This window comes from Pseudomonas reinekei (assembly GCF_001945365.1).
GTDB classification, from domain to species: domain Bacteria; phylum Pseudomonadota; class Gammaproteobacteria; order Pseudomonadales; family Pseudomonadaceae; genus Aquipseudomonas; species Aquipseudomonas reinekei.
Genome location: NZ_MSTQ01000020.1, coordinates 45,107 through 67,719, shown reverse-complemented (window position 1 = coordinate 67,719; position 22,613 = coordinate 45,107). Strand labels below are relative to the sequence as shown.

Sequence of the window (22,613 nt, the reverse complement as noted above, 5' to 3'; positions counted from 1 at the left end):
CCTTCGATCAGGTTCAGTCAGCCATGACCAGGTTTTGCGGGTCACCGGCATGCCAGGCCGCGATGTTGTGCAAGGTGGTCGCGGCAATCGCGCCAAGGGCCTCGCGGGTGAGGAATGCCTGATGGGCCGTGATGATGACGTTAGGGAACGTCAGCAACCGCGCCAGGACATCGTCCTGCAGCGGCAGGTCGGAACGATCCTCGAAAAACAGTTGCGCCTCTTCTTCATACACATCCAGCCCCAGGTAACCCAGTTGCCCGCTCTTGAGGGCGTCAATCAGCGCGGGCGTGTCCACCAGGCCTCCGCGACCGGTATTGATCAACATTGCCCCCGGTTGCATGTGCGCCAAGGATTCGCGGTTGATCAAATGTTTGCTCTGATCATTGAGCGGGCAATGCAGGCTGATGATCTGCGACTCGGCCAGCAGTTGCGGCAAGCTCAGGTAACGGGCGCCGAGCGCTTCGACCTGCGGGTTGGGGTACGGGTCGTAGGCCAGCAACTGGCAACCGAAACCGTGCATGATTTTCGCGAACGCTGCGCCGATCTGCCCGGTGCCGACCACGCCGACAGTCTTGCCCACCAGGTCGAAACCCGTCAGCCCATGCAGGCTGAAATCGCCTTCGCGGGTACGGTTGTAGGCGCGGTGCAAGCGCCGGTTGAGCGCCAGGATCAGCGCCACGGCATGTTCGGCCACCGCATGGGGCGAGTAGGCCGGCACGCGCACCACCGCCAGTCCGAGACGTTTCGCGGTCGCGAGGTCGACATGGTTGTAACCGGCCGAGCGCAGGGCGATCAGACGTGTGCCGCCCGCCGCCAGGCGCTCGAGCACCGGCGCACTGAGGTCATCATTAATGAAGGCGCAGACCACCTCATGCTGTTCGGCCAGCGTCGCTGTATCAACGCTCAGACGCGCCGGTTGAAAGTGCAACTCGATGCCGGCGGGCAGGTCGGCGGCGAGGAAACTGTCGCGGTCGTAGGTCTGGCTGCTGAATAGAATTGTGCGCATGTGTTCTCCCTGAAGACTCGGCGTATTCACTTTCTGTGCAGGCGCAGCCTGCGGCAGCTCCTACATTAGCCCTTCGCGCGAGCGGCGTCTTTGCGCCACGTCAGGCGTTGATGCGTGCCTGGGCAGCCAGGCGATTGATGGCCCGGTCGAGTTCTTCCAGTGCGCCGAAGGCTTTCGGGTCCTGTTGCTTGAGCAGGGTTTCGCTGCGTTGGCAGGCGGCGCGCAGTTGCGGTACGCCGCAGTAACGGGTCGCGCCGTGCAGGCGATGGACACGTTCGATCAGCGCGTTGTGATCACGGCTTTCCTGGGCCATGCGGATCGCTTCGCGGTCGGCCTCCAGCGAAGCCAGCAACATCGCCAGCATGTCCGCCGCCAGATCGGCCTTGCCCGCGGCCAGACGCAGGCCTTCTTCGTGATCGAGTACCTGCAGCTCATAGGCGCCGGCGTGGTTATCGCTGGCGCGCTCCGGACTGTGATTGCGCAGCGCCAGGCCACTCCACTTCAGCACCACTTGCGCCAGTTGCCGTTCGCTGATCGGTTTGGTCAGGTAGTCGTCCATGCCGCTTTGCAACAAGGCGCGTTTTTCATTGGCCATGGCGTGGGCAGTGAGCGCCACGATCGGCAACGGCGTGCAATGCCGCTCGCTCTCCCACTGGCGGATCGCTTCGGTGCTTTGTCGTCCGTCCATCCCCGGCATCTGCACGTCCATCAGCACCAGGTCGAAGGTCTCGTTCTGCACGGCTTTGACCGCGGCGTAACCGCTGTCCACGGCGAGCACCTTGGCGCCCATGTCTTCGAGCAGGGTCTGCACCAGCAGCAGGTTGGCCGGATTGTCATCGACGCACAGCACTTTGGGCGCTCGACTGGAAACCGGTTCGCCGGGTTCACTGCGAATCTGACGCGGGTTGACCAGATCAGACAGGGCGCGTCGCAACTTGCGGGTACAGGCCGGCTTGGCCTGGAGCTGGCTGTGCGGGTTGGGCACCGAGAGGTGGAACAGCGTCTGTTCCGTGGTCGGGCACAGCACCAGCACTTTGCAGCCCAGATGCTCGAGGTCCCAGATGTACTGGTTGAGGCGCTCGGGCGGCATGTCGTTGCTGGTCACGCCCAACACCGCGAGGTCGATGGCCTGGTCGGTCTGGTGGGCGCCGGTCACACCATTGGTCAAGCTTTCCAGGGTGTTGAACGGGGTGACGGCGAGGCCGCAATCTTCCAGTTGATGCTGCAACGCCTGACGCGCCAGGTCGTGGTTTTCCAGCACCGCCACGCGACGACCGGACAGCGGCGGGCCGGGCAAGTCTTCGGCGTCGTCGCGGGTTTTCGGCAGGCTCAGGCTGATCCAGAATTCCGAACCTTCGCCCGGTGTACTGTCGACCCCGATTTCGCCGCCCATCTGTTCGATCAGGCGCTTGGAAATCACCAGCCCCAGCCCCGTGCCGCCCGGTTGCCGGGACAGCGAGTTGTCCGCTTGACTGAAGGCCTGGAACAGCGCGCGCACATCCTGGTTCGACAGGCCGATGCCGGTGTCCTGAATACTGATGCGCAGTTGCACGCTGTCATCGTGTTCTTCTTCGAGCATGGCGCGCGCGACGATGGTGCCTTCGCGGGTGAACTTGATGGCGTTGCTGACCAGGTTGGTGAGGATCTGCTTGAGCCGCAGCGGGTCGCCCACCAGCGACAACGGCGTGTCGCGATACACCAGGCTCACCAGTTCCAGTTGTTTGGCGTGTGCGGCGGGGGCGAGGATGGTCAGGGTATCCTGCAGGAGATCGCGCAGGTTGAACGGAATATGGTCGAGCACCAGTTTGCCGGCCTCGATTTTCGAGAAGTCGAGGATTTCGTTGATGATCCCCAGCAGGCTGTCGGCGGACTTTTCGATGGTGCCCAGATAGTCGAGCTGGCGTGGAGTCAGCTCGCTTTTCTGCAACAGATGGGTAAAGCCAAGGATACCGTTGAGTGGCGTGCGGATTTCGTGACTCATGTTCGCCAGGAACTCGGATTTGATCCGGCTCGCTTCCAGTGCTTCCTTGCGCGCCAGGTCGAGTTCGATGTTCTGGATCTCGATGGTCTCGAGGTTCTGGCGTACATCTTCAGTGGCCTGGTCGATGCTGTGCTGCAATTCTTCCTGGGCATTCTGCAGGGTGCCGGCCATGCGGTTGATGCCGGACGCCAGTTCGTCCAGCTCCTGACTGCCAAGGGGCGGCAGACGGGTTTCGAGGTGACCGTCCTTGAGTTGGGCTACGGCCTGCTTGATCTGGGTCAGCGGCCGGTTGATGGTGCGGCCCATGCGCAAGGCCAGCAACGCCGCACCACACAGGCCGGCGGCAATCATCATCAGGCTGGCGAACAGGCTGCGGTAACCGCGCAGCAGCATGCCGTTGTGCGACAGTTCCAGCTCGACCCAACCCAACAGCCGATCGGTCTCTTCGGGAATCACATCACCGGCCAGGTTGCGGTGTTTGCCGAACACCGGCAGCAGATAACGCGTTGCATCGCTGCCACTGCGTCGCAACATTTGCGAGCCATCGCCCAGCGGCGCCTGGTTAAGCATGGTCGGACCGGCGTGGGCCAGTAGCGTGCGGTCAGGCGCGAGGAAGGTCACGGCGCGCACGTCCGGTTGCTCGAGGGATTGGGTGGCGATGCGTTCGAGCAACTCGCTGTTCTTATGGCCCATCGCCGGCGCGACCAGCGGCGCCAGTTGCTCGGCGATCATTTCGCCGCGCTGCATGAGTTGGGTTTGCAGGTCGGATTGCTGCATCCAGGTGAAATAACCACCCAGGACCAACGCCATCAGGCTGGTGGGCAATAACGTCAGCAGCAGCACGCGGCCTTTGATTCCCAGTTTCTTGAGCACGCATCTCTCCTGCATCCAGCTATCGATAGACCTGCACTGGCGCGCGGCACGCACCACCTGAGCAGTGTAGCGATTTGCAGGCGGGCAATCTTCGTAAAATTGATGTCGTCATTCGTCGGCCAATTCAAGTGTTTTCGCTGGCTGCACAAGCGTCGGGTTGCCTCGGGCGGTGCAATCTTCAATAATTATCAACTGAGAATTATTTACAGATACTCATGACTCCCATCGCCTCTGGTCATCCACGCATCCTTTCCATCGAAGACGATCTCGTACTCGGTGCCTATGTTCATGAGCATCTGGGCCTTAGCGGCTTTCAGGTCACCTGGTGCCAGAACGGCCAGGAAGGCCTCGCCGCCGCCCGCGCGCAAGCCTTCGATGTGGTGCTGATGGACATTTTGTTGCCCGGGCTGGACGGCTTGTCGGTGCTGACGCAATTGCGCCAGAGCCACTCGACCCCGGTGTTGCTGATGTCGGCGCTGGGGGCCGAGGCTGATCGCATCAGCGGTTTTCGGCTGGGTGCCGATGATTATCTGCCCAAGCCCTTCAGCATGGTCGAATTGCGGGTGCGCATCGAAGCGATTCTGCGCCGCGTCGCGCTCGACCGTAGACCGACGCCGGCAGCGATCTCCCCGTCGGCAGGCAGCCTGCATTTCGACGATGAACGTTACGAGGTTTTCTACGGCGAGCAAGCCGCTGGCCTGACCCGCAGCGAATACCGGCTGCTGGAAACCCTGAACCGCAACGACGATGAAGTGTTGAGCAAAGCCTTCCTCTATCAACATGTGCTGCAACGCGGTTACGCCGCCCATGATCGCAGCCTGGACATGCACATCAGTCAGATTCGTCGCAAGCTCAAGGCCATCGGCTATACCGAGCGCGAAGTGCGCACGGTCTGGGGCAAGGGCTACATCCTGAGCGCCAGTGATGACATGTAATGTGCCGGGCCGGCATTCGCTGTTCTGGAAGCTCGCCTGCTTGCTGGTGGCGTTCTGTCTGCTGATGATCTGGTTGAGCTGGTCCTGGGGGCGTTACATGGAGCAGCGCAACCAGTTCCTCTCCGATGAGGCCCGAGGCACCCTGACGCGTTACGCCGCCGAAGCCGAGCAGGCCTGGCACCAGCGCCAGAGCGCCGGCATCGATGACTGGCTGCAGACCATGCATCAGCGGGAAAAAGGCTGGGTGGGTGTCATTGGCGGTGATTTGCAGTCCTTGAGCAACCAGTCACTGACGGACAAGGAAATCGGACGCCTGACCTCTCTGCGCGGCCTCGATTGGCCCGTGCACAAAAAAGGACGACCGTGGATGCGTATACCGTTCCCCGGTGATCCGTCCACCGGCAGTCTGGTGATCGAGTTGCCGCAACGCTTTTTGCCGGGACAATACCGGGTTTTCTGGCGGGTGATTACCAACGGCGTGATTCCGGGGCTGTTCACGCTGCTGCTGTGCGTGGGGCTCTACCGTTTGCTGGTGGTGCCGCTCAATCACCTGCGAGCGCAGGCCAATGCCTGGCGCGCCGACCAATTGAATGTGCGCCTGTCGAGTCGGACGACCAATCGCTCGGATGAGTTGGGTGAGTTGGGCAGAGCGTTCGATCACATGTCCGAGCGCCTGCAAAGCACGGTGGCATTGCAACAGCAATTGCTGCGCGACCTGTCCCACGAACTGCGCACGCCGCTCAGTCGGCTTCGAGTGGCCAGTGAAAGCGAGCAGAGCCTGGACGCGTTGCGCGAGCGCATTGGTCGTGAAGTCGACGGCATGCAGCGCTTGGTGGACGATACGCTGCAACTGGCCTGGCTCGACACTGAACGCACCCGACTGCCTGACGAAGCGATCCAGATCCAGGCGTTGTGGGAAATGCTGACGGAAAACGCCTGTTATGAGAGTGGCTGGCCGGCCGCTCAATTACGCTGCGAGGTCGATGCTTGCTGTTGGGTGCGCGGCAATCTCAACACCTTGGCCCAGGCACTGGAGAACATGCTGCGCAACGCCATCCGGCATTCGCCGGCCGGTGGTGTCGTCGCCCTGGGTGGCCGACGGGAGGGCGAATTCTGGCACCTGTGGCTGGAGGACCAGGGCGGCGGTGTCGAAGAAACTGATCTGGAGCGAATCTTCCTGCCGTTCACTCGCCTGGATGGCTCGCGACCGGGCAACGGCGGGTTTGGTCTGGGCCTGAGCATCGCCAGGAATGCGGTGCAGCGACAGGGCGGAAAATTGTGGGCACAGAACACCGGGAGCGGGTTGCGGATGAATATCCAGTTGTTGGTTCATGCGTCGCCGGTTTAATCGACGAGGTTCAGATTGTTGTTTTGAGATGATTCGCAACATCTTCGCAGGTCAATCGCTGGGTAAAGTTCTCAAGGTTTGAAGTTGGGTGGCGATATCCAATTTGAGAATAAAATTCAGGGAGATGGTTGATGAATATTAATTATCCAGTCTTGTCGATGAGGGCAGAGGCCTATTTCGTCAAGAATCCACTTGAGATGACAAATAGCTACACAAAGACGACGGCCGAAGATGCTAGTGATGTGTTGGCGCTTAATGGCAAGCTTTCTCTTGATGAGTTGAAAAACTCCTTGAAGGGGTATGATTTCACGTCGGTGAGTACCTATGAACTTGCCAAGGTTGGCTCTTTGCTTCGTGAGAATGGTTTGATAGACAATTATGTGTCGATCATTTTTACTTCAGGCAGTATGGCGACGGATGACAATGGTCATCAAGCCGGAGCAGATGTCAAATTTAATGCGATAGCCATGCTCAATCAGATGCTTGAGGAAAGACTGGAACATGGCGCAACTGAAGCCGCGGGGTTTCATGAATTCACCAAAGGCCTGATTCGCGCAAATCATGTATTGGGCGCGCTCTCCTATTTTGCTAGCTCAGTTCAAAGCGACCTGTCCATCAGCATTCAAGCTTGAGATCACCGGCGCCCGAGGCTAGAGCCTATGGGCGCCGTTGATCTTACAGCTTAGCGTCCATAACGCGTTGTGCCTGAATAACCTCTTGCTACGTTATGATCGTTTACATGACGAACCCGATAAGTCCCTAGCGCTCCAAGTGTGGAAGCAGTGCTGCGGTTGCCACCGTCAATGTGCTTCCAGACTGAACCATCCAGTTTTTCGATTACAAGACTTGGTGGAGAACCAAGTCCCAAACCTGTAATGGTAGAAGTGATATTTGCCTGTCGACAACCATTTGCACCCGTGATGGTGAATGGTCCCTGTACAACTACAAATGAATTGGCAGGCACTATTCCACTATAAGTGTTTTGAATGTAAACGCATGCAGCAGAAGCGTGGCCGGTCGTGAACATCAGGGCAGCGAAAGCCAGGGCGAGTAAAGTTTTCATTTTTTCTTCCTTGAGTTAAATCCAGCATTGCAAAAAATTAGGGGGTGAGCATCGCAAACGAAATTTCGTGCTGCCCGGTACCCATGCTCAGCGAGACGTCATGTCCGACTGAACATTGAAAAAGATTATCTGCTACTTCTGGTGTCCACTAGTTCATGCATGCCGTTGCAAGGTGCAGGAAGTTTCCGATGAGCACATTCTTTTTTCCTACAGAAAAGCGCGTTGTTTGTAGGCGATTTTTTACCCGAGTTGTCAGGGGCAGGATGGAGGTAGGTGAGAGACGTCTTACGCACGCGGACGAACAGGAAATCTACGGCTTATTCCCATAAGCCATAAGCACCGCACTTTGCGTGATATGGCCGGCGAACGTTTGCCGGTATGATAGGCGCCCCCGCAGTCTGGATTGCGAATACGCCATGACCTTGCAGTACCCAACCATCGCCGATTGCGTCGGCAACACTCCGCTGGTTCGTTTGCAGCGCCTGCCCGGCGCCACCAGCAACACCCTTTTGCTCAAGCTCGAAGGGAATAACCCGGCGGGTTCGGTCAAGGACCGTCCGGCGCTGTCGATGATCACCCGCGCCGAGTTGCGTGGGCAGATCCACGCTGGCGATACGCTGATCGAAGCGACTTCGGGTAACACCGGCATTGCGCTGGCCATGGCCGCCGCGATCAAGGGTTACAAGATGATCCTGATCATGCCGGACAACTCCAGCGCCGAACGCAAGGCTGCCATGACTGCTTATGGCGCCGAATTGATTCTGGTCAGCCAGGAAGAAGGCATGGAGGGCGCCCGCGACCTCGCTCAGCGAATGGAAGCGCAAGGCCGCGGCAAGGTGCTGGATCAGTTCGCCAACGGCGATAACCCCGAGGCGCACTACACCACCACCGGCCCGGAAATCTGGCGTCAGACCCAGGGCACCATTACCCATTTCGTCAGCTCCATGGGCACCACCGGCACCATCATGGGCGTTTCGCGCTACTTGAAAGAGCAGAGCGACAACGTGCAGATCGTCGGACTGCAACCGATGGAAGGCTCGGCGATTCCGGGCATCCGTCGCTGGCCTCAGGAATACCTGCCGAAGATCTACCAGGCTGATCGCGTGGACCGGATCGTCGACATGGCACAAAGCGAAGCTGAAGACGTGACTCGTCGACTGGCCCGTGAAGAAGGCATCTTCTGCGGCGTGTCCTCGGGCGGCGCCGTGGCAGCGATGCTGCGTCTGTCCAAAGAAGTTGAAAACGCGGTGATCGTCGCGATCATTTGCGACCGTGGCGACCGTTACCTGTCGACCGGCATTTTCGACGCGCCCAACTGATGGCCAAGCAAGAGAGAGGCCTGCGCTTCCAGCCCACCGGCGGCAGCAAGGCCCCGCAAGTCCCGACCGGGAAAAAGCAGCGCCTGACGATCGAGCGCCTGGCCAATGACGGTCGCGGTATCGCGTTTTTCGAAGGTCGGACCTGGTTCGTCATCGGCGCACTGGCCGGTGAGGAGATCGAAGCGCGTGTACTTGGCGCTCACGGCAAGGTGGTCGAAGCGCGCACCGAACGGGTATTCAAGGCCAGTGAATTGCGCCGGCCGGCGCCGTGCGCCCATGCCGGTCGTTGCGGCGGTTGCAGCGTGCAGCATCTGCCTCATAACGAACAGCTCGCCCTGAAACAGCGCATGCTCGCCGAGCAGTTGTCCAGGGTCGCGGGTGTCGAGCCCGAAGAGTGGGCCGCGCCATTGAGCGGTCCGGAGTTCGGCTACCGGCGTCGCGCCCGCGTCGCCGTGCGCTGGGACATGAAGGCCAGGAAGCTCGAAGTCGGTTTCCGCGCCGCTGGCAGCCAGGACATTGTTGGTATCAATGAATGTCCGGTGCTGGTACAGCCCTTGCAACCGATCATGACCGGCTTGCCGGAGATGTTGCCACGCCTGAGCAAACCTCAGGCACTGGGGCATGTGGAGTTGTTCAGCGGTTCCTCGCTGGCGGTGTTGCTGCGGCACATGGCGCCGTTGTCGGAAGCCGATCTGGTGATCCTCAAGGATTTCTGCGCGTTCCATCAAGCCCAGTTGTGGCTGCACGGCGACGGCGAGCCGCAACCGGTCGAGGCCGATCAGTCGTTGGGCTATCGTCTTCAACAGTGGGATCTGGAACTGGCCTATCGTCCAGGGGATTTCATTCAAGTCAACGCCGGGGTCAACGAAGCGATGGTTGCCCAGGCGCTGGACTGGTTGAAACCGACGGCGGCTGAACGCGTTCTCGATCTGTTCTGTGGTCTGGGCAACTTTGCCTTGCCGCTGGCCAAAGCCACTCGCGAAGTGGTGGCGGTGGAAGGCGTGCAGACAATGGTTGACCGGGCGGCGGCGAACGCGGCTAGCAATAATCTGCATAACGCGAAGTTTTTTCAGGCCGATTTATCCCAGCCTTTGACCGACGCCGAATGGGCGCGGGAAGGCTTTTGTGCGGTACTCTTGGACCCACCGCGTGACGGTGCTTTCGAGGTCGTGCGCAAACTCAGGACATTGGGTGCCGAACGGTTGGTGTATGTGTCGTGCAACCCTGCAACTCTGGCGCGCGACACGGTCGAATTGATCAAGCAGGGCTACCGGTTAAAACGTGCCGGGATTCTCGATATGTTTCCTCAGACGGCACATGTCGAGGCCATGGCGTTATTTGAAGCGAGCTAGGATGCTCGTCTGGTCCGACTGGCCCGCCCGTGCAGCCGCGCACCAGCCCTACGTGGGCGCACGGGCAACGAAGGTCAGCGATTTGACGCATTGAATCTGCGTCGTAGGGAAGGTAAGCAAGATGGTACAGGTGAGAGCACACCAGCCGATCAACACGGACGGCAGTATCAATCTCGAGGCTTGGCTCGATCATGCGGTCAGTGTCGATCTGGCACTGGATCGCGAAGCCTTGAAGGAGGCTTGCGAGTTCGCTCGCGAGTCTGAGCAGCAGGCCAATGCGGCCAAGAATCTGTGGTCGGAAGGGAACTCGAGTTTCCGCACCGGCCTTGAGATCGCCGAGATTCTCGCCGACCTCAAACTCGATCAGGATTCGCTGGTCGCCGCGGTCCTGTACCGAGGCGTGCGCGAAGGCCAGATCCCGTTGCCGGCGGTCAGCCAGCGCTTCGGTCCAGTGGTGGCCAAACTCATCGACGGCGTGCAACGCATGGCGGCGATCAGCGACAGCCTGAGTCCGCGTAAATCCATGGTGATGGGCACTCAAGGCCAGGTCGAGAACCTGCGCAAAATGCTCGTGGCGATGGTCGACGACGTGCGTGTCGCGCTGATCAAACTGGCCGAACGCACCTGCGCGATTCGTGCGGTGAAAACCGCCGACGACGAAAAGCGCAACCGCGTGGCCCGTGAAGTCTTCGACATCTACGCGCCGCTCGCCCATCGTCTTGGTATCGGTCATATCAAATGGGAATTGGAGGACCTGTCCTTCCGTTACCTCGAACCTGACCAGTACAAGCAGATCGCCAAGTTGCTGCATGAGCGGCGACTGGATCGCGAGCGTTTCATCAGCGATGTGATGAGCCAGCTGAAAAACGAATTGCAGGCCACCGGCGTCGATGCCGACATCAGTGGCCGGGCCAAACACATCTATTCGATCTGGCGCAAAATGCAGCGCAAGGGGCTGGAGTTCAGCCAGATCTACGACGTGCGCGCCGTGCGCGTGCTGGTGCCGGAGATGCGTGACTGCTACACCGCGCTCGGCATCGTCCACACCCTGTGGCGGCACATCCCGAAAGAGTTTGACGACTACATCGCCAACCCGAAGGAAAACGGCTACCGCTCGCTGCACACGGCGGTGATCGGGCCTGAGGGCAAGGTGCTGGAAGTGCAGATTCGCACCCACGCCATGCACGAAGAGGCCGAGCTGGGGGTTTGCGCTCACTGGAAGTACAAAGGCACCGACGTCAAATCTGGTTCCAATCACTACGAAGAGAAAATCTCCTGGCTGCGTCAGGTGCTCGAGTGGCACGAGGAACTGGGCGACATCGGCGGTCTGGCGGAACAGCTGCGTGTCGATATCGAGCCTGACCGGGTCTACATCTTCACCCCGGACGGTCACGCCATCGACCTGCCGAAGGGCGCGACGCCGCTGGACTTCGCTTACCGCGTGCACACCGAAATCGGCCACAACTGCCGTGGCGCCAAGATCAACGGGCGCATCGTTCCGCTCAACTACAGCCTGCAAACCGGTGAACAGGTCGAGATCATCACCAGCAAGCACGGCACCCCGAGTCGTGACTGGCTGAACCCGAACCTGGGTTACGTCACCACCTCGCGGGCGCGGGCGAAGATCGTTCACTGGTTCAAATTGCAGGCCCGCGACCAGAACGTCGCGGCCGGTAAAACGCTGCTTGAGCGCGAACTCAATCGCCTCGGCCTGCCGGCGGTGGATTTCGAAAAGCTGGCCGACAAAGCCAACATGAAAACCGCCGAAGACTTGTTTGCCGCCCTCGGCGCTGGCGATTTGCGCCTTGCACAGCTGGTCAACCTGGCGCAGCAACTGGTCGAGCCGGAGCGCGGCAACGAGCAACTGGAACTGATTCCACGCAAGGCCACCGGTTACAAGCCGGGCAAGCGCGGTGACATCCAGATCCAGGGCGTGGGCAACCTGATGACCCAGATGGCGGGCTGCTGCCAGCCGCTGCCGGGGGACGCCATCGTCGGCTACATCACCCAGGGTCGTGGCGTCAGCATTCACCGCCAGGACTGCGCCTCGGTGCTGCAACTGGGCGGGCGCGAGCCGGAGCGGATCATCCAGGTCAGCTGGGGGCCGGTGCCGGTACTCACCTATCCGGTGGACATCGTCATTCGTGCCTACGACCGTTCCGGCCTGCTGCGTGACGTCTCGCAGGTGCTGCTCAACGAGCGGATCAACGTGCTCGCGGTCAACACCCGGTCGAACAAGGAGGACAACACCGCGCTGATGTCCCTGACCATCGAGATTCCGGGGCTGGACGCGTTGGGGCGGTTGCTGGGACGGATTTCCCAATTGCCGAACATCATCGAAACCCGGCGTAACCGTACGCCTTGAAGATGACTTCGATTCATTGTGGGAGCTGGCCTGCCAGCGATGCAGACAACTCGGTCTCTCTGGAGCCTCGAGGTGATGCCATCGCTGGCACGCCAGGTTTTTGTGGTGAGACAGAAAAATGACATACAGCCTTGAAGACTTGCTGCACCTCATGAACCGCCTGCGCGACCCGCAGTACGGTTGCCCGTGGGACATCAAGCAAACCTACGCCACCATCGTCCCGCACACACTTGAAGAAGCCTACGAAGTCGCCGACGCCATCGAGCGGGGCGACTTCGATCATCTGCAGGGTGAGTTGGGCGACTTGCTGTTCCAGGTGGTTTATTACAGCCAGCTCGCCCGGGAAGAAGGGCGTTTCGAGTTTGATGGCGTGGTCGACAGCATCACCCGCAAATTGATCCGTCGACACCCCCACGTGTTCCCTACGGGCGATATCTATGCACCGCTGGACATCCCGCGCTTGAATGAAGAGCAGGTCAAGCAGCGCTGGGAAGAGATCAAGGCCGAGGAGCGTGCGCAGAAATCCTCGGCGCCCGAGCAGCTGTCGTTGCTCGATGACGTGCCCACTGCGTTGCCGGCGTTGTCACGCTCGGCAAAATTGCAGAAGCGTGCAGGGCAGGTCGGTTTCGACTGGCCGGACGCGCTGCCGGTACTCGATAAGGTGCGCGAAGAACTCGACGAAGTTCTCGAAGCCATGTCCGAGAACGATCCTGAAGCGGTGGCCGACGAGATTGGCGACCTGCTGTTTTCCGTGGTCAATCTGGCGCGACATCTCAAGGTCGATCCCGAAACCGCGCTGCGTGGCGCCAACAACAAGTTCGAAAGACGCTTCCGTTTTATCGAACAGGCATTGCGCGATACCCTGCGTCCCATAGAAGATTGCACCCTCGAAGAGTTGGACGCCCTGTGGGGTGAAGCCAAACGTCAGGAAAAGAATGTGCCCAGCTGCGGTTGAGCAGTTGCCTAAGTGAGTAATAAGCACCATGAGCATTTCCCTTCGCGACCAGTTGCTCAAAGCAGGGTTGGTCAACCAGAAGCAGGCCAAGCAGGTCAGCAAAGACAAACAGAAGCAACAGCGTCTGGCCCACAAAGGTCAGGCTGAACTGGATGATTCCCAGCAACGTGCCGCTCAGGAAGCCGTGGCCGAGAAGGTCAAGCGCGATCAGGAGCTCAATCGTCAGCAGAAGGAAAAAGCCGAGGCCAAGGCCCGTGTTGCGCAGATCAAGCAATTGATCGAAGCCTCGCGCCTGCCGAAGCTGACGACCGAGGACTACTACAACTTCGTCGACGACAAGAAGGTCAAGCGCCTCTCGGTCAACACGCTGATGCGTAACAAGCTCAGCAATGGCTCGCTGGCCATCGTCCATCACGCTGGCGGCTATGAAGTCATTCCGCGTGAAGCGGCATTGAAGATCCAGGAGCGCGATCCGCAGCGGATCGTGCAACTGAACGTCAAGACCGAGGAGGTCAGCACTGAGGACGATCCGTACGCGGCCTATCAGATCCCTGACGATCTGATGTGGTAAGCCGTTCAAGTCTGCATTAAAGACAAACCCCGCTCATGGCGGGGTTTGTCGTTTTCAATGCTGTCATTGCTCAAGCGGAGCGTAGCGTTCGTTGTTGCTCCTGGGTTTCCAGTTCGGCCTTGTAATTGTGAGCGTCAGTCTCTGAGTGGAACATCCCGACCAGCAGGTCTTGTTGGTACACGTCCCAGATCCGAATGCCGGCGGCTACGCCTTCATGGGACATATGTGAATCGTCGCGTTCAGTTACTTTTACAGTCATCTGCTAGCTCCAATCTCTGTTATCTGCAGCAAGGCGTGTGCAGGACTCAGTTATATGATTTGGTAGCTTGCTAAGTAAACGACTGAATTTGGAAAGGGATTTTTGCAAAACCGGAAAAAATCCTGCAGGCCTTGAAATACGCGACATTCAGTCGCAGGGCCTCAAGTTTCATGACAAAAGCTTCATGTTCATGCTCAAGACCGGTGGGCAAAACGCTGACCCTGTGGGAGCGAGCCTGCTCGCGAAGAGTGCATCAAGTTCAACAAAATTATCGACGCTCACGCCGCCCTCGCGAGCGGGTCGATCCCACAAGGGAGAGTTTTTGAGGGATAAAAAAACGCCCCGAACCAGTCGGGGCGTTTTTTTGTGAAGCTCAGCAGCGGGGAATTACTTGCCTTCCCAGCGCTTCAGCACCAGCGTGGCGTTGGTGCCACCGAAACCGAAGCTGTTGCTCATCACGGTGTTGATGGTGGCGTTTTCGCGGGTCTTGGTCAGCACCGGCAGGTCGGCCACTTCAGGGTCCAGCTCGTCGATGTTGGCGGAGCCGGCAATGAAGTTGCCTTCCATCATCAGCATGCAGTAGATCGCTTCGTGAACGCCGGCGGCGCCCAGGGAGTGACCCGACAGGCTCTTGGTGGAGCTGATGGCTGGAGCCTTGTCGCCGAACACTTCACGCACACCTTTCATTTCCGCGACGTCGCCGACCGGAGTCGAGGTGCCGTGGGTGTTCAGGTAGTCGATCGGGGTGTCGACGGTGGACAGCGCCTGCTGCATGCAGCGGATCGCGCCTTCGCCACTCGGGGCAACCATGTCGTAGCCGTCGGACGTCGCGCCGTAGCCAACGATTTCCGCGTAGATCTTCGCGCCACGGGCCAGAGCGTGTTCCAGCTCTTCAACCACGACCATGCCGCCACCGCCAGCGATGACGAAACCGTCACGGTCGGCGTCGTAGGCACGGGAAGCTTTTTCCGGGGTGTCGTTGCGTTTGCTGGACAGGGCACCCATCGCGTCGAACAGGAACGACTGGCTCCAGTGCTCTTCTTCACCGCCGCCGGCGAAAACGATGTCCTGCTTGCCCATCTGGATCTGTTCCATGGCGGTACCGATGCAGTGAGCACTGGTGGCGCAGGCAGAAGCGATGGAGTAGTTCAGGCCCTTGATCTTGAACGGAGTGGCCAGGCAGGCGGAAACGGTGCTGCTCATGGTCCGCGTTACGCGGTATGGGCCGACGCGCTTGACACCTTTCTCGCGCAGGATGTCCAGCGCTTCCATCTGGTTCAGGGTCGATGCGCCACCGGAACCGGCGATCAGGCCGGTACGCGGGTTGGATACTTGCTCTTCGGTCAGGCCGGAGTCAGCAATGGCGTCTTTCATGGCCAGGTAGGCATAAGCTGCCGCGTGGCCGACGAAACGATAGATCTTGCGATCGATCAGTTCTTCAAGGTTGAGGTCAATGGAGCCGGAAACCTGGCTACGCAGACCCATTTCAGCATATTCCGGGTTGAACCGGATGCCAGGGCGGCTTGCACGCAGGTTAGCGGAGACGGTCTCTTTGTCATTGCCCAGGCACGAAACGATGCCCAGACCAGTGATAACGACGCGGCGCATGCGAATAACCCTTAGAAGTTGTCAGTGGAGGTGAACACGCCGACCCGAAGGCCTTCGGCGGTGTAGATTTCGCGACCGTCGACAGTCACCGAACCGTCGGCGATGGCCAGGTTCAGCTTGCCCTTGAGGACGCGTTTGATATGAATGTTATAGGTGACTTTCTTGGCGGTCGGCAGGACCTGACCGAAGAATTTCACTTCGCCCGAACCCAATGCACGACCGCGGCCCGGCAGGCCCTGCCAGCCCAGGAAGAAGCCGACCAGTTGCCACATGGCGTCGAGGCCCAGGCAGCCCGGCATCACCGGATCACCTTCGAAGTGGCAAGCAAAGAACCACAGGTCCGGATTGATATCCAGCTCGGCGACCAATTCACCTTTGCCGTACTTGCCACCCTCTTCGCTGATCAGTGTGATGCGATCAACCATCAGCATGTTCGGGGCGGGCAGTTGCGCGTTACCTGGGCCGAACAGCTCACCGCGACTGCAGCGCAGCAGATCTTCCCGGGTAAAGGCGTTTTGTTTGGTCATGCGAGCTCCTCAATAGTCCCATGCGGCAGGTGGGGCAAATCTTCCCGGCCGATTGAAGCGTTCATGCCTCGAACCGGCAGCCTACTCATAGACTATTGCGTTGTGGTGAAAGTCACAGCACCAAGGACATGAATGTACACTTGTGCACTGAAATTTTTATTCAAGCCCCTTTTCGGGCCTGTTCGGGTGCCTAAGACTGCCGCACTTTCGCCTTTCACGCCAGTCACAGATGGTCGAAAGGCCTGTACTACTGCACCCAGCGCTGCAGAATTTGCTGTAGATCATTGCGTTTGAACGGCTTGGCCAGGTAATCGTTCATACCTGCCGACAAGCAGGCCTCCCTGTCGCCCTGCAAGGCATTGGCGGTCAGGGCGATGATCGGCACGGTGGTGCAACCGGGCAATTGGCGGATCTGTCGGGTCGCTTCATAACCATCGATGATCGGCAGGCGACAGTCCATCAGGATCGCTTCGAAAATCAGAGTTTCGGCACTGCGCACGGCCTGCGCGCCATCGGCAGCGACGCTGACAGTAAAGCCCAGGCTGCGCAGCATGGCCTCGATGACAGTTTGATTGACCGGGTTGTCTTCGACCAGCAGCACATTGCGGCCCTCACCATCGCCATTGCCCGTGGGCGTGCGTGAGGCCAGTACCGGCAATGCCTGTTGATAGAGCGCCAGCGGGATTTCCAGCGTGAATACCGAGCCACGACCTTCTTCGCTCTGGGCCCGCAACGTCCCGCCCATGCGTTCGGCGAGCGTGCGGGCAATCGGCAGGCCCAGGCCGGTGCCGCCGTAGCGTCTTGAAATAGAGCTGTCGGCCTGCTGGAACGCATTGAACATCAACTCAAGGCTGTCGGCCGGAATGCCGATGCCGCTGTCGCGCACGCTGCAGGTAAACCACAGCAGCTCGTGGTCCAGCGATTGCCACTGCGGTTCGATCGTCACGCGGCCTTGTTCTGTGAACTTCAACGCATTGCCGACAAGGTTCACCAGAATCTGGCGAATCCGCGTCGGATCGCCCTGAACTTGCAACCCGCGCATGTCGTCGGGGATCTGCAACTGCAATTCGAGCCCGCGTTGCGCAGCGCTATGCTGGAAGGATTGGGCGCAGGCGCTGATCAGGTCGGCAAGGTTGAACGGGATGTGCTCCAGCTCCAGCTCCGAGCGTTCGATCCGCGAGAAATCGAGAATGTCATTGATGACCTTGAGCAAGTGTTCGGTGGACTCCGAGGCCAGCGCCGCGTACTCGACCTGCTCCTCGGTCATCTCGGTGGTTTCCAGCAGTTGCAGCATGCCGAGTACGCCATTCATGGGCGTGCGCAACTCGTGGCTCATCATGGCCAGGAAGTCCGACTTGGCGTTGTTGGCTTTTTCCGCCTCTTCGCGGGTCTGGATCAGTTGCGCCATTGCTTGATGCTGTTCGCGGCTGGCCTGTTCGAGGCCGCTGGCGAGGTTGTTGATGTGTTGCGACAGTGCGCCCAGTTCAGTGTCGTCGACGATCGGCAACGGCGTCTTGTAGTCGCCGTCCTGGATCGCCTTGACCGCGTTACCGATATCTCGGATCGGCTGCGACAGGCTCCCGGCCAGGCGCCGGGCCAGCAGGAAGGTAAATAGCAGGGCGAACAGCGCCAGAATGGCCGCCTTGAGCAGAATTTCCTGCTGGCGCTGGCTGAACGCGTCGTTGGACAGTCCGACGATCACCCGGCCAAGATAATCCTCGGCGGGCGCGGTGGTGGCGACTTTGCTGTTCTGGAAAAAATCGTTGTGCAGCGGAACCTGCTGCAGCCGCACGGGTGCCTGGAACACTTCGACCTGATGCGGGTGGCTATGGCTTGCCGATGGCTGCTCGACGTACACCAGAATCCGGTTGGCGCTGTCCTGGATCTCTAGAAAACGCACGTTGGGCGTGGCAAGCGTGGCTTTGAGCAGGCTTTCCAGCACTTCGTTGTTGCCGGAAATCACCCCGTATTCCGTGGCGGGCGCCAGTTGGTTGGCGATGAGTTGGCCGGTGTGGTTGAGCTCCTGGCGCAGGTCCTGGATCCGCACGAAAGTGAAGAAACTGATCAACAGCAACGTCAGCAGCAGCGCCGGGCCGAGGCTGATGATCTGGGTGCGGGTATTGATGTCCCAACGGCGACGGAAGGTCATGGGCGGCGTTCTCCTTCAGCCAACAGTGTTGCGACAGATGCTTCGTTTATCTGTTCAATACCTAATGAACGAGCGACCTGCGGATTGCTTGAAACTTTGAAGCGCGGCGGATAATACGTGCGCGGCCAGGTGGCGGTTGGCTGGTCGAGCAATCCATCGAGAATCGCCAGCCAATCGCCTTGATCGCTGTAACTGCTGGCCAGGCTTCCGGCCTTGACGAACCCGGCGTTGGGGCCGATCAGCGCCAGTTGTCGTGAATAGCTGCTCAGTAACAGGTTTTTCGCGGTTTTCGAGTTGTACAGGTCGGGATCATCGAGGCCGAGCAACACGTCGCTTTTGTCGAGCAAGGCTTGCAAGGGGCGACTGTCCTGAGTGTTGTCCCAGCGTTCGCTGACCACCTCAAGTCCCAGCGGGCGTGCAGCCTGACGCAGCTCCTTCAAGAGGAACTCGCTGTGATTGTCATACAGCACGCCAATCCGTTTCACTTGGGGCAGGAGGAGTCGGGTCAGGCGCAATTGGCGATCCAGGGGCGGATCACTCCAGAGCAGACTCAGGCGCGGGGGCTGTGCGTCTCCCAAGTGTTGCCGGGCTTGCAGGCGGCTGATGCGCAGCACCAGAGTCGCCGGGCCATGGCTGTCTTGCAGGCGCCAATCGAGGCTTGGCAGGTCGAGCAGGATCAAACGGATATCCGCCGGCAGTTTGCCCGGCGCCGGCAGATCGGCCAGCGGCTGAAAACGCACGCTGTCCGCGGGCCGCAACTCGCGCAGTGCCTCGACGAAGGATTGCGCGCCGGCGCTGTCTTCGGCGCCAGTCAACAGAATGTCCGCGGCATTGGCCGAAAGGCTGCCTAACCAACCACTGATCACCAGGCACAGCATGGCCAGCAGATGGCTCATGCCTGGCGTCAGGCGTGGCGGACACTGGGCCATCTTAAAGCGCCAGCTCCGCGCTGAAGTACATCACTCGGCGCTCGTCATAATGGTTGTCGACGAAGGTGGTCGGTTGATGATCCAGGCGCTGCTGAAGCACACCGGCCAGTTCCAGGCTGGCCTTGCCCAGGCGGATACGTTTGGCGATACGCGTGTCGATCCGTTCGAATCGGTAGCCGTTCAAGGCGTCGTCACCGTAATAGAAAAGCGCGCTGTTCCAGCCTTTTCCCCAGTCACGCATCCAGCCGGTGGAGCCACTGTGGCGTGCGGTCTGTTGTGCATCCTGAGGATTGCTCGCGTCGGCATTGATGTAGGCATAGGTGAAACGCAGACGGTCGGCTGTGCCGACTCGCCAGTCAAGCTGAGTTTCCGCTCCGGAAAATCGGGCCGTGTTGGCGTTGCTGGCGATGAACTGATTGTTGCGCAGCGGTTCGCTGATCATGCCGGTGATTTCGTCGTGGAACAGCTTCACATCGACCGCCAGCCTCTCTTGCGCAAAGTAACCGTTGTAGCCCAGTTCACGAGAGCGCATGTGTTCCTGGTCGAGATCGCCGGGGCCACGGGTCTTGACGAAATAGCGCGCGCTGGACTGGCCATAGGCAGCGGGTTGCAGGTTGGTAACACGGTAGCTCCAGTTGACGCTGTTCTCGAACATGTCCGGCGAACGGATGGCTTCGGAGTACACCGCACGCAAGCCGTGACGCGGGTTGATCAGGTAATTGACTGCCACGCGGGGAGTCAGCGAGCTGCCGATCAACTGGGTGTCTTCGAACATGGCCCCGCCTTGCAGCAACCAGTGTTCGCTGGCGCGCCACTCGAGTTGGCCGAATGCCCGCCACGTCGTGTCATCAAGCGTGCCATTGAAGTAAGTCTCGGAATCTGCCCGGTCATAACGATAGTTCAAGCCGCTGACCAGTCGCAGACTATCGGAAAGGCTCAGGGTGTCCTGCAATTCCAGATCGTAGCGGGTTTCCCGGGTGCTTTGGTCGATGTCGCCACAGAGGGTCTGCCGGGCGCCATTGCGCCATTGGGCGAGCGCCTGGTTGGCCAGCGCCTGCTGGGCTGGATCGCCGGGAGGGGCGCCGGGGCCGGTAAAGCTTTCGATGTTGCGTGCCAGGCGTTCGGTGTAATTGGGGTTGAGCTGCCAGAGTTCGGTCAGTTGCGGACTGAACGACACCTCGGCATCGCACGCACGCCAGGTCTGCTGACGATCCCAATGCTGGGCCGAACCCTGTATGTAGAGGCTGTGATCGGGATTGATGTCGAGGTTCCAGCGCAACGAACCGGCGTAGTCCTTGGCGCTGACGTCGGAATTGTCGCCGGCGCGGGTAACTCCCGAAAACACTGGCCGGTAGGTATAAGGCCGCTGGTTACTGCCTTCTTTGGCGTTCAACTGCCAATCGATGCTTTGGCGTTCGTCGAGCGCCTGGCTGACGGCGAGGTTGAAACGATTCAAACGGCGGCTGTCGCGATAATCGGCACCGTTGCGGTCGCTGTCGAAGCCGTCGTCTTGCTGGCCGGACAGGGACAAGCGCATATCGCCGTCACGCCATCCCACGCCCTGGCTGGCGTAAAAGTCACTGATGCCGCGCTGGCCGCGAGTGACCTTCATCCGCGTGCCATGGCTATCGGCCGGGTTGCGCGTGATGACATTGACCACCGCCATCAATGCATTGGCGCCATAGCTGACGGTGTTCGGGCCGCGGAACACTTCGATGCGCTCGATATCCTCCATGGCCACCGGAATGTCGCTCCAGTCCACCGTGGCCAGGCCGGCTCGGTACACCGAGCGACCGTCGATCAGCACCTGCAGGCGTCGCGCTTCGCTGGCGCTGGTGCCGTGATAGTTCACCGTCGCCTGGTTGCCGCTGATGTTGCCGATCATCATCCCCGGCACCAGCCGCAGCACTTCACTGATGTCCCGGGCGCCACTGGTTTTGATCAGCGCGCTGTCGATCACGGTCATGCTCCCGGGTACGGCAGCCGGCGACTGTTTCAGCCGCGTGGCCGTCAGCACCTGCGGCAACGGCTCGCTGTCGAGGAACAAATCGTCAGCCAGCAATGGCGAACTGAAGACCAGCGCCAGTACCAACGGCGAGCGGGGAGAAGCGGAACCCAGTGACACCACACATCCTTGTTAACAATTGATGGCGCGCATGTTAACCGAGGCCGTCGACTTTTCCAGTCACGATGTCAGCATTTTCCTCGGTTTTATCCGGCTTCTTTCAACATGCGCCGGTAATTGACGCAGGGGCTGGCCGACACTGGGGCGCTCCGTATAATGCCGGCATCGCCACTGGTATGGATTAACGGAATACATATGACTGAACAGCGCCCGATTGCGGTCCTGGGAGGCGGAAGTTTTGGTACCGCCGTGGCAAACCTGCTGGCCGAAAACGGGCATCAGGTCCTGCAGTGGATGCGCGATCCCGAACAGGCCGAGGCCATTCGGGTCAATCGTGAGAACCCGCGTTACCTCAAGGGTATCAAGATTCTGCCCGGCGTAATGCCGGTGACCGACCTGCAAGCCACCCTTGAAGCCTGCGATCTATGTTTTGTGGCGCTGCCGTCCAGCGCACTGCGCTCGGTACTGGCGCCGCACGCCGAACGCCTGCGCGGCAAGATGCTGGTGAGCCTGACCAAAGGCATCGAAGCCCACACCTTCAAACTGATGAGCCAGATTCTGGAAGAGATCGCCCCGCAAGCGCGCATTGGCGTGCTGTCCGGGCCGAACCTGGCGCGCGAGATCGCCGAACACGCGCTGACCGCGACGGTGGTCGCCAGCGAAGACGAAGCACTCTGCGAGCAGGTCCAGGCCGTGCTGCATGGCCGCACCTTTCGCGTGTACGCCAGCGCCGACCGCTTCGGCGTGGAGCTGGGCGGGGCGTTGAAAAACGTCTACGCGATCATCGCCGGCATGGCGGTGGCACTGGAGATGGGCGAAAACACCAAGAGCATGCTGATCACCCGGGCACTGGCGGAAATGACCCGTTTCGCAGTGAATCAGGGCGCCAACCCGATGACTTTCCTCGGCCTGGCGGGTGTAGGCGATTTGATCGTGACCTGCTCGTCGCCAAAAAGCCGCAACTATCAGGTCGGCTTTGCCCTCGGTCAGGGCTTGAGCCTGGAAGAGGCGGTCAATCGACTGGGCGAAGTGGCCGAAGGCGTGAATACCCTCAAGGTGCTCAAGGCCAAGTCACAGGAAGTGGGCGTGTACATGCCGCTGGTCGCCGGGTTGCACGCGATTCTGTTCGAAGGGCGCACGCTCGAACAGGTGATCGAACTGCTGATGCGCGGCGAGCCGAAAACCGATGTCGACTTTATTTCCACCAGCGGATTCAACTGAGCCCACCACCTAACCGGAACGGAGTGA

The 22,613-nt window shown here is 59.9% G+C and carries 18 protein-coding genes; 9 read left to right on the top strand and 9 right to left on the bottom strand.

Annotation, left to right across the window (positions count from 1 at the left end; all coding sequences use genetic code 11):
* Positions 1-13: 13 nt before the first annotated feature.
* The gene (locus tag BVK86_RS24490) at positions 14-1,006 is read right to left on the bottom strand and encodes a 2-hydroxyacid dehydrogenase (protein WP_075948836.1); all 993 of its coding nucleotides are present in this window, start codon (positions 1,004-1,006) and stop codon (positions 14-16) included.
* A gap of 100 nt (positions 1,007-1,106) precedes the next feature.
* Positions 1,107-3,860 (bottom strand): response regulator, encoded by a 2,754-nt coding sequence (locus BVK86_RS24485; RefSeq protein WP_075948835.1) that lies wholly within the window; start codon positions 3,858-3,860, stop codon positions 1,107-1,109.
* 215 nt (positions 3,861-4,075) lie between these two features.
* Here BVK86_RS24485 and BVK86_RS24480 point away from each other — a divergent pair, with 215 nt between their 5' ends.
* The 3 genes from BVK86_RS24480 (at position 4,076) to BVK86_RS24470 (ending at position 6,775) form a co-directional block, all read left to right on the top strand.
* Positions 4,076-4,795, top strand: a complete 720-nt coding sequence (locus BVK86_RS24480) for a response regulator transcription factor (RefSeq protein ID WP_075948834.1) — start codon at positions 4,076-4,078, stop codon at positions 4,793-4,795.
* Positions 4,785-6,143 (top strand): sensor histidine kinase, encoded by a 1,359-nt coding sequence (locus BVK86_RS24475; protein WP_075948833.1) that lies wholly within the window; start codon positions 4,785-4,787, stop codon positions 6,141-6,143. The genes BVK86_RS24480 and BVK86_RS24475 overlap by 11 nt, the downstream gene beginning before the upstream one ends.
* Before the next feature lie 131 nt (positions 6,144-6,274).
* Positions 6,275-6,775 (top strand): hypothetical protein, encoded by a 501-nt coding sequence (locus BVK86_RS24470; protein ID WP_075948832.1) that lies wholly within the window; start codon positions 6,275-6,277, stop codon positions 6,773-6,775.
* A gap of 50 nt (positions 6,776-6,825) precedes the next feature.
* On the opposite strand, the gene BVK86_RS29605 is transcribed toward BVK86_RS24470, so the two are convergent.
* A complete protein-coding gene (locus BVK86_RS29605; protein ID WP_139315802.1) occupies positions 6,826-7,206 on the bottom strand; it encodes a hypothetical protein in 381 nt (126 codons plus the stop codon).
* 416 nt (positions 7,207-7,622) lie between these two features.
* Between BVK86_RS29605 and cysM the strand changes: the two genes are divergently transcribed.
* The 5 genes from cysM (at position 7,623) to BVK86_RS24445 (ending at position 13,768) form a co-directional block, all read left to right on the top strand.
* Complete coding sequence (gene cysM / locus BVK86_RS24465) at positions 7,623-8,525, top strand: cysteine synthase CysM (protein WP_075948831.1); 903 nt, start codon at positions 7,623-7,625, stop codon at positions 8,523-8,525.
* On the top strand, positions 8,525-9,877 hold the full coding sequence (gene rlmD / locus BVK86_RS24460; protein WP_075948830.1) for a 23S rRNA (uracil(1939)-C(5))-methyltransferase RlmD: 1,353 nt from the start codon (positions 8,525-8,527) through the stop codon (positions 9,875-9,877). Before cysM ends, rlmD begins: the two co-directional genes overlap by 1 nt.
* A 121-nt stretch (positions 9,878-9,998) precedes the next feature.
* Positions 9,999-12,242: a GTP diphosphokinase gene (gene relA, locus BVK86_RS24455; RefSeq protein WP_075948829.1), complete on the top strand. Its 2,244-nt coding sequence runs from the start codon at positions 9,999-10,001 to the stop codon at positions 12,240-12,242.
* Between the two features lie 118 nt (positions 12,243-12,360).
* Entirely contained in the window at positions 12,361-13,197 is an 837-nt protein-coding gene (gene mazG / locus BVK86_RS24450) for a nucleoside triphosphate pyrophosphohydrolase (RefSeq protein ID WP_075948828.1), read from the top strand.
* A 28-nt stretch (positions 13,198-13,225) separates the two neighbouring features.
* Entirely contained in the window at positions 13,226-13,768 is a 543-nt protein-coding gene (locus BVK86_RS24445) for a DUF2058 domain-containing protein (RefSeq protein WP_075948827.1), read from the top strand.
* A gap of 70 nt (positions 13,769-13,838) precedes the next feature.
* Here BVK86_RS24445 and BVK86_RS24440 read toward each other — a convergent pair whose 3' ends face one another.
* The 6 genes from BVK86_RS24440 to BVK86_RS24415 all read right to left on the bottom strand — a co-directional run bounded on the left by BVK86_RS24440 (position 13,839) and on the right by BVK86_RS24415 (position 21,365).
* Positions 13,839-14,027, bottom strand: a complete 189-nt coding sequence (locus BVK86_RS24440) for a hypothetical protein (protein ID WP_075948826.1) — start codon at positions 14,025-14,027, stop codon at positions 13,839-13,841.
* A gap of 387 nt (positions 14,028-14,414) precedes the next feature.
* Positions 14,415-15,635 (bottom strand): beta-ketoacyl-ACP synthase I, encoded by a 1,221-nt coding sequence (fabB, locus tag BVK86_RS24435; protein WP_008016529.1) that lies wholly within the window; start codon positions 15,633-15,635, stop codon positions 14,415-14,417.
* Between the two features lie 11 nt (positions 15,636-15,646).
* Positions 15,647-16,162, bottom strand: coding sequence for a 3-hydroxyacyl-[acyl-carrier-protein] dehydratase FabA (gene fabA / locus BVK86_RS24430; RefSeq protein WP_003227150.1), 516 nt, complete (start codon positions 16,160-16,162; stop codon positions 15,647-15,649).
* Between the two features lie 247 nt (positions 16,163-16,409).
* Positions 16,410-18,311, bottom strand: coding sequence for an ATP-binding protein (locus tag BVK86_RS24425; RefSeq protein WP_075948825.1), 1,902 nt, complete (start codon positions 18,309-18,311; stop codon positions 16,410-16,412).
* Positions 18,308-19,240: an ABC transporter substrate-binding protein gene (locus BVK86_RS24420; protein ID WP_075948824.1), complete on the bottom strand. Its 933-nt coding sequence runs from the start codon at positions 19,238-19,240 to the stop codon at positions 18,308-18,310. Before BVK86_RS24420 ends, BVK86_RS24425 begins: the two co-directional genes overlap by 4 nt.
* A 1-nt stretch (position 19,241) precedes the next feature.
* The gene (locus tag BVK86_RS24415; protein WP_075948823.1) at positions 19,242-21,365 is read right to left on the bottom strand and encodes a TonB-dependent receptor plug domain-containing protein; all 2,124 of its coding nucleotides are present in this window, start codon (positions 21,363-21,365) and stop codon (positions 19,242-19,244) included.
* A gap of 195 nt (positions 21,366-21,560) precedes the next feature.
* Between BVK86_RS24415 and BVK86_RS24410 the strand changes: the two genes are divergently transcribed.
* A complete protein-coding gene (locus BVK86_RS24410) occupies positions 21,561-22,586 on the top strand; it encodes an NAD(P)H-dependent glycerol-3-phosphate dehydrogenase (protein ID WP_075948822.1) in 1,026 nt (341 codons plus the stop codon).
* Positions 22,587-22,613: the final 27 nt, after the last annotated feature.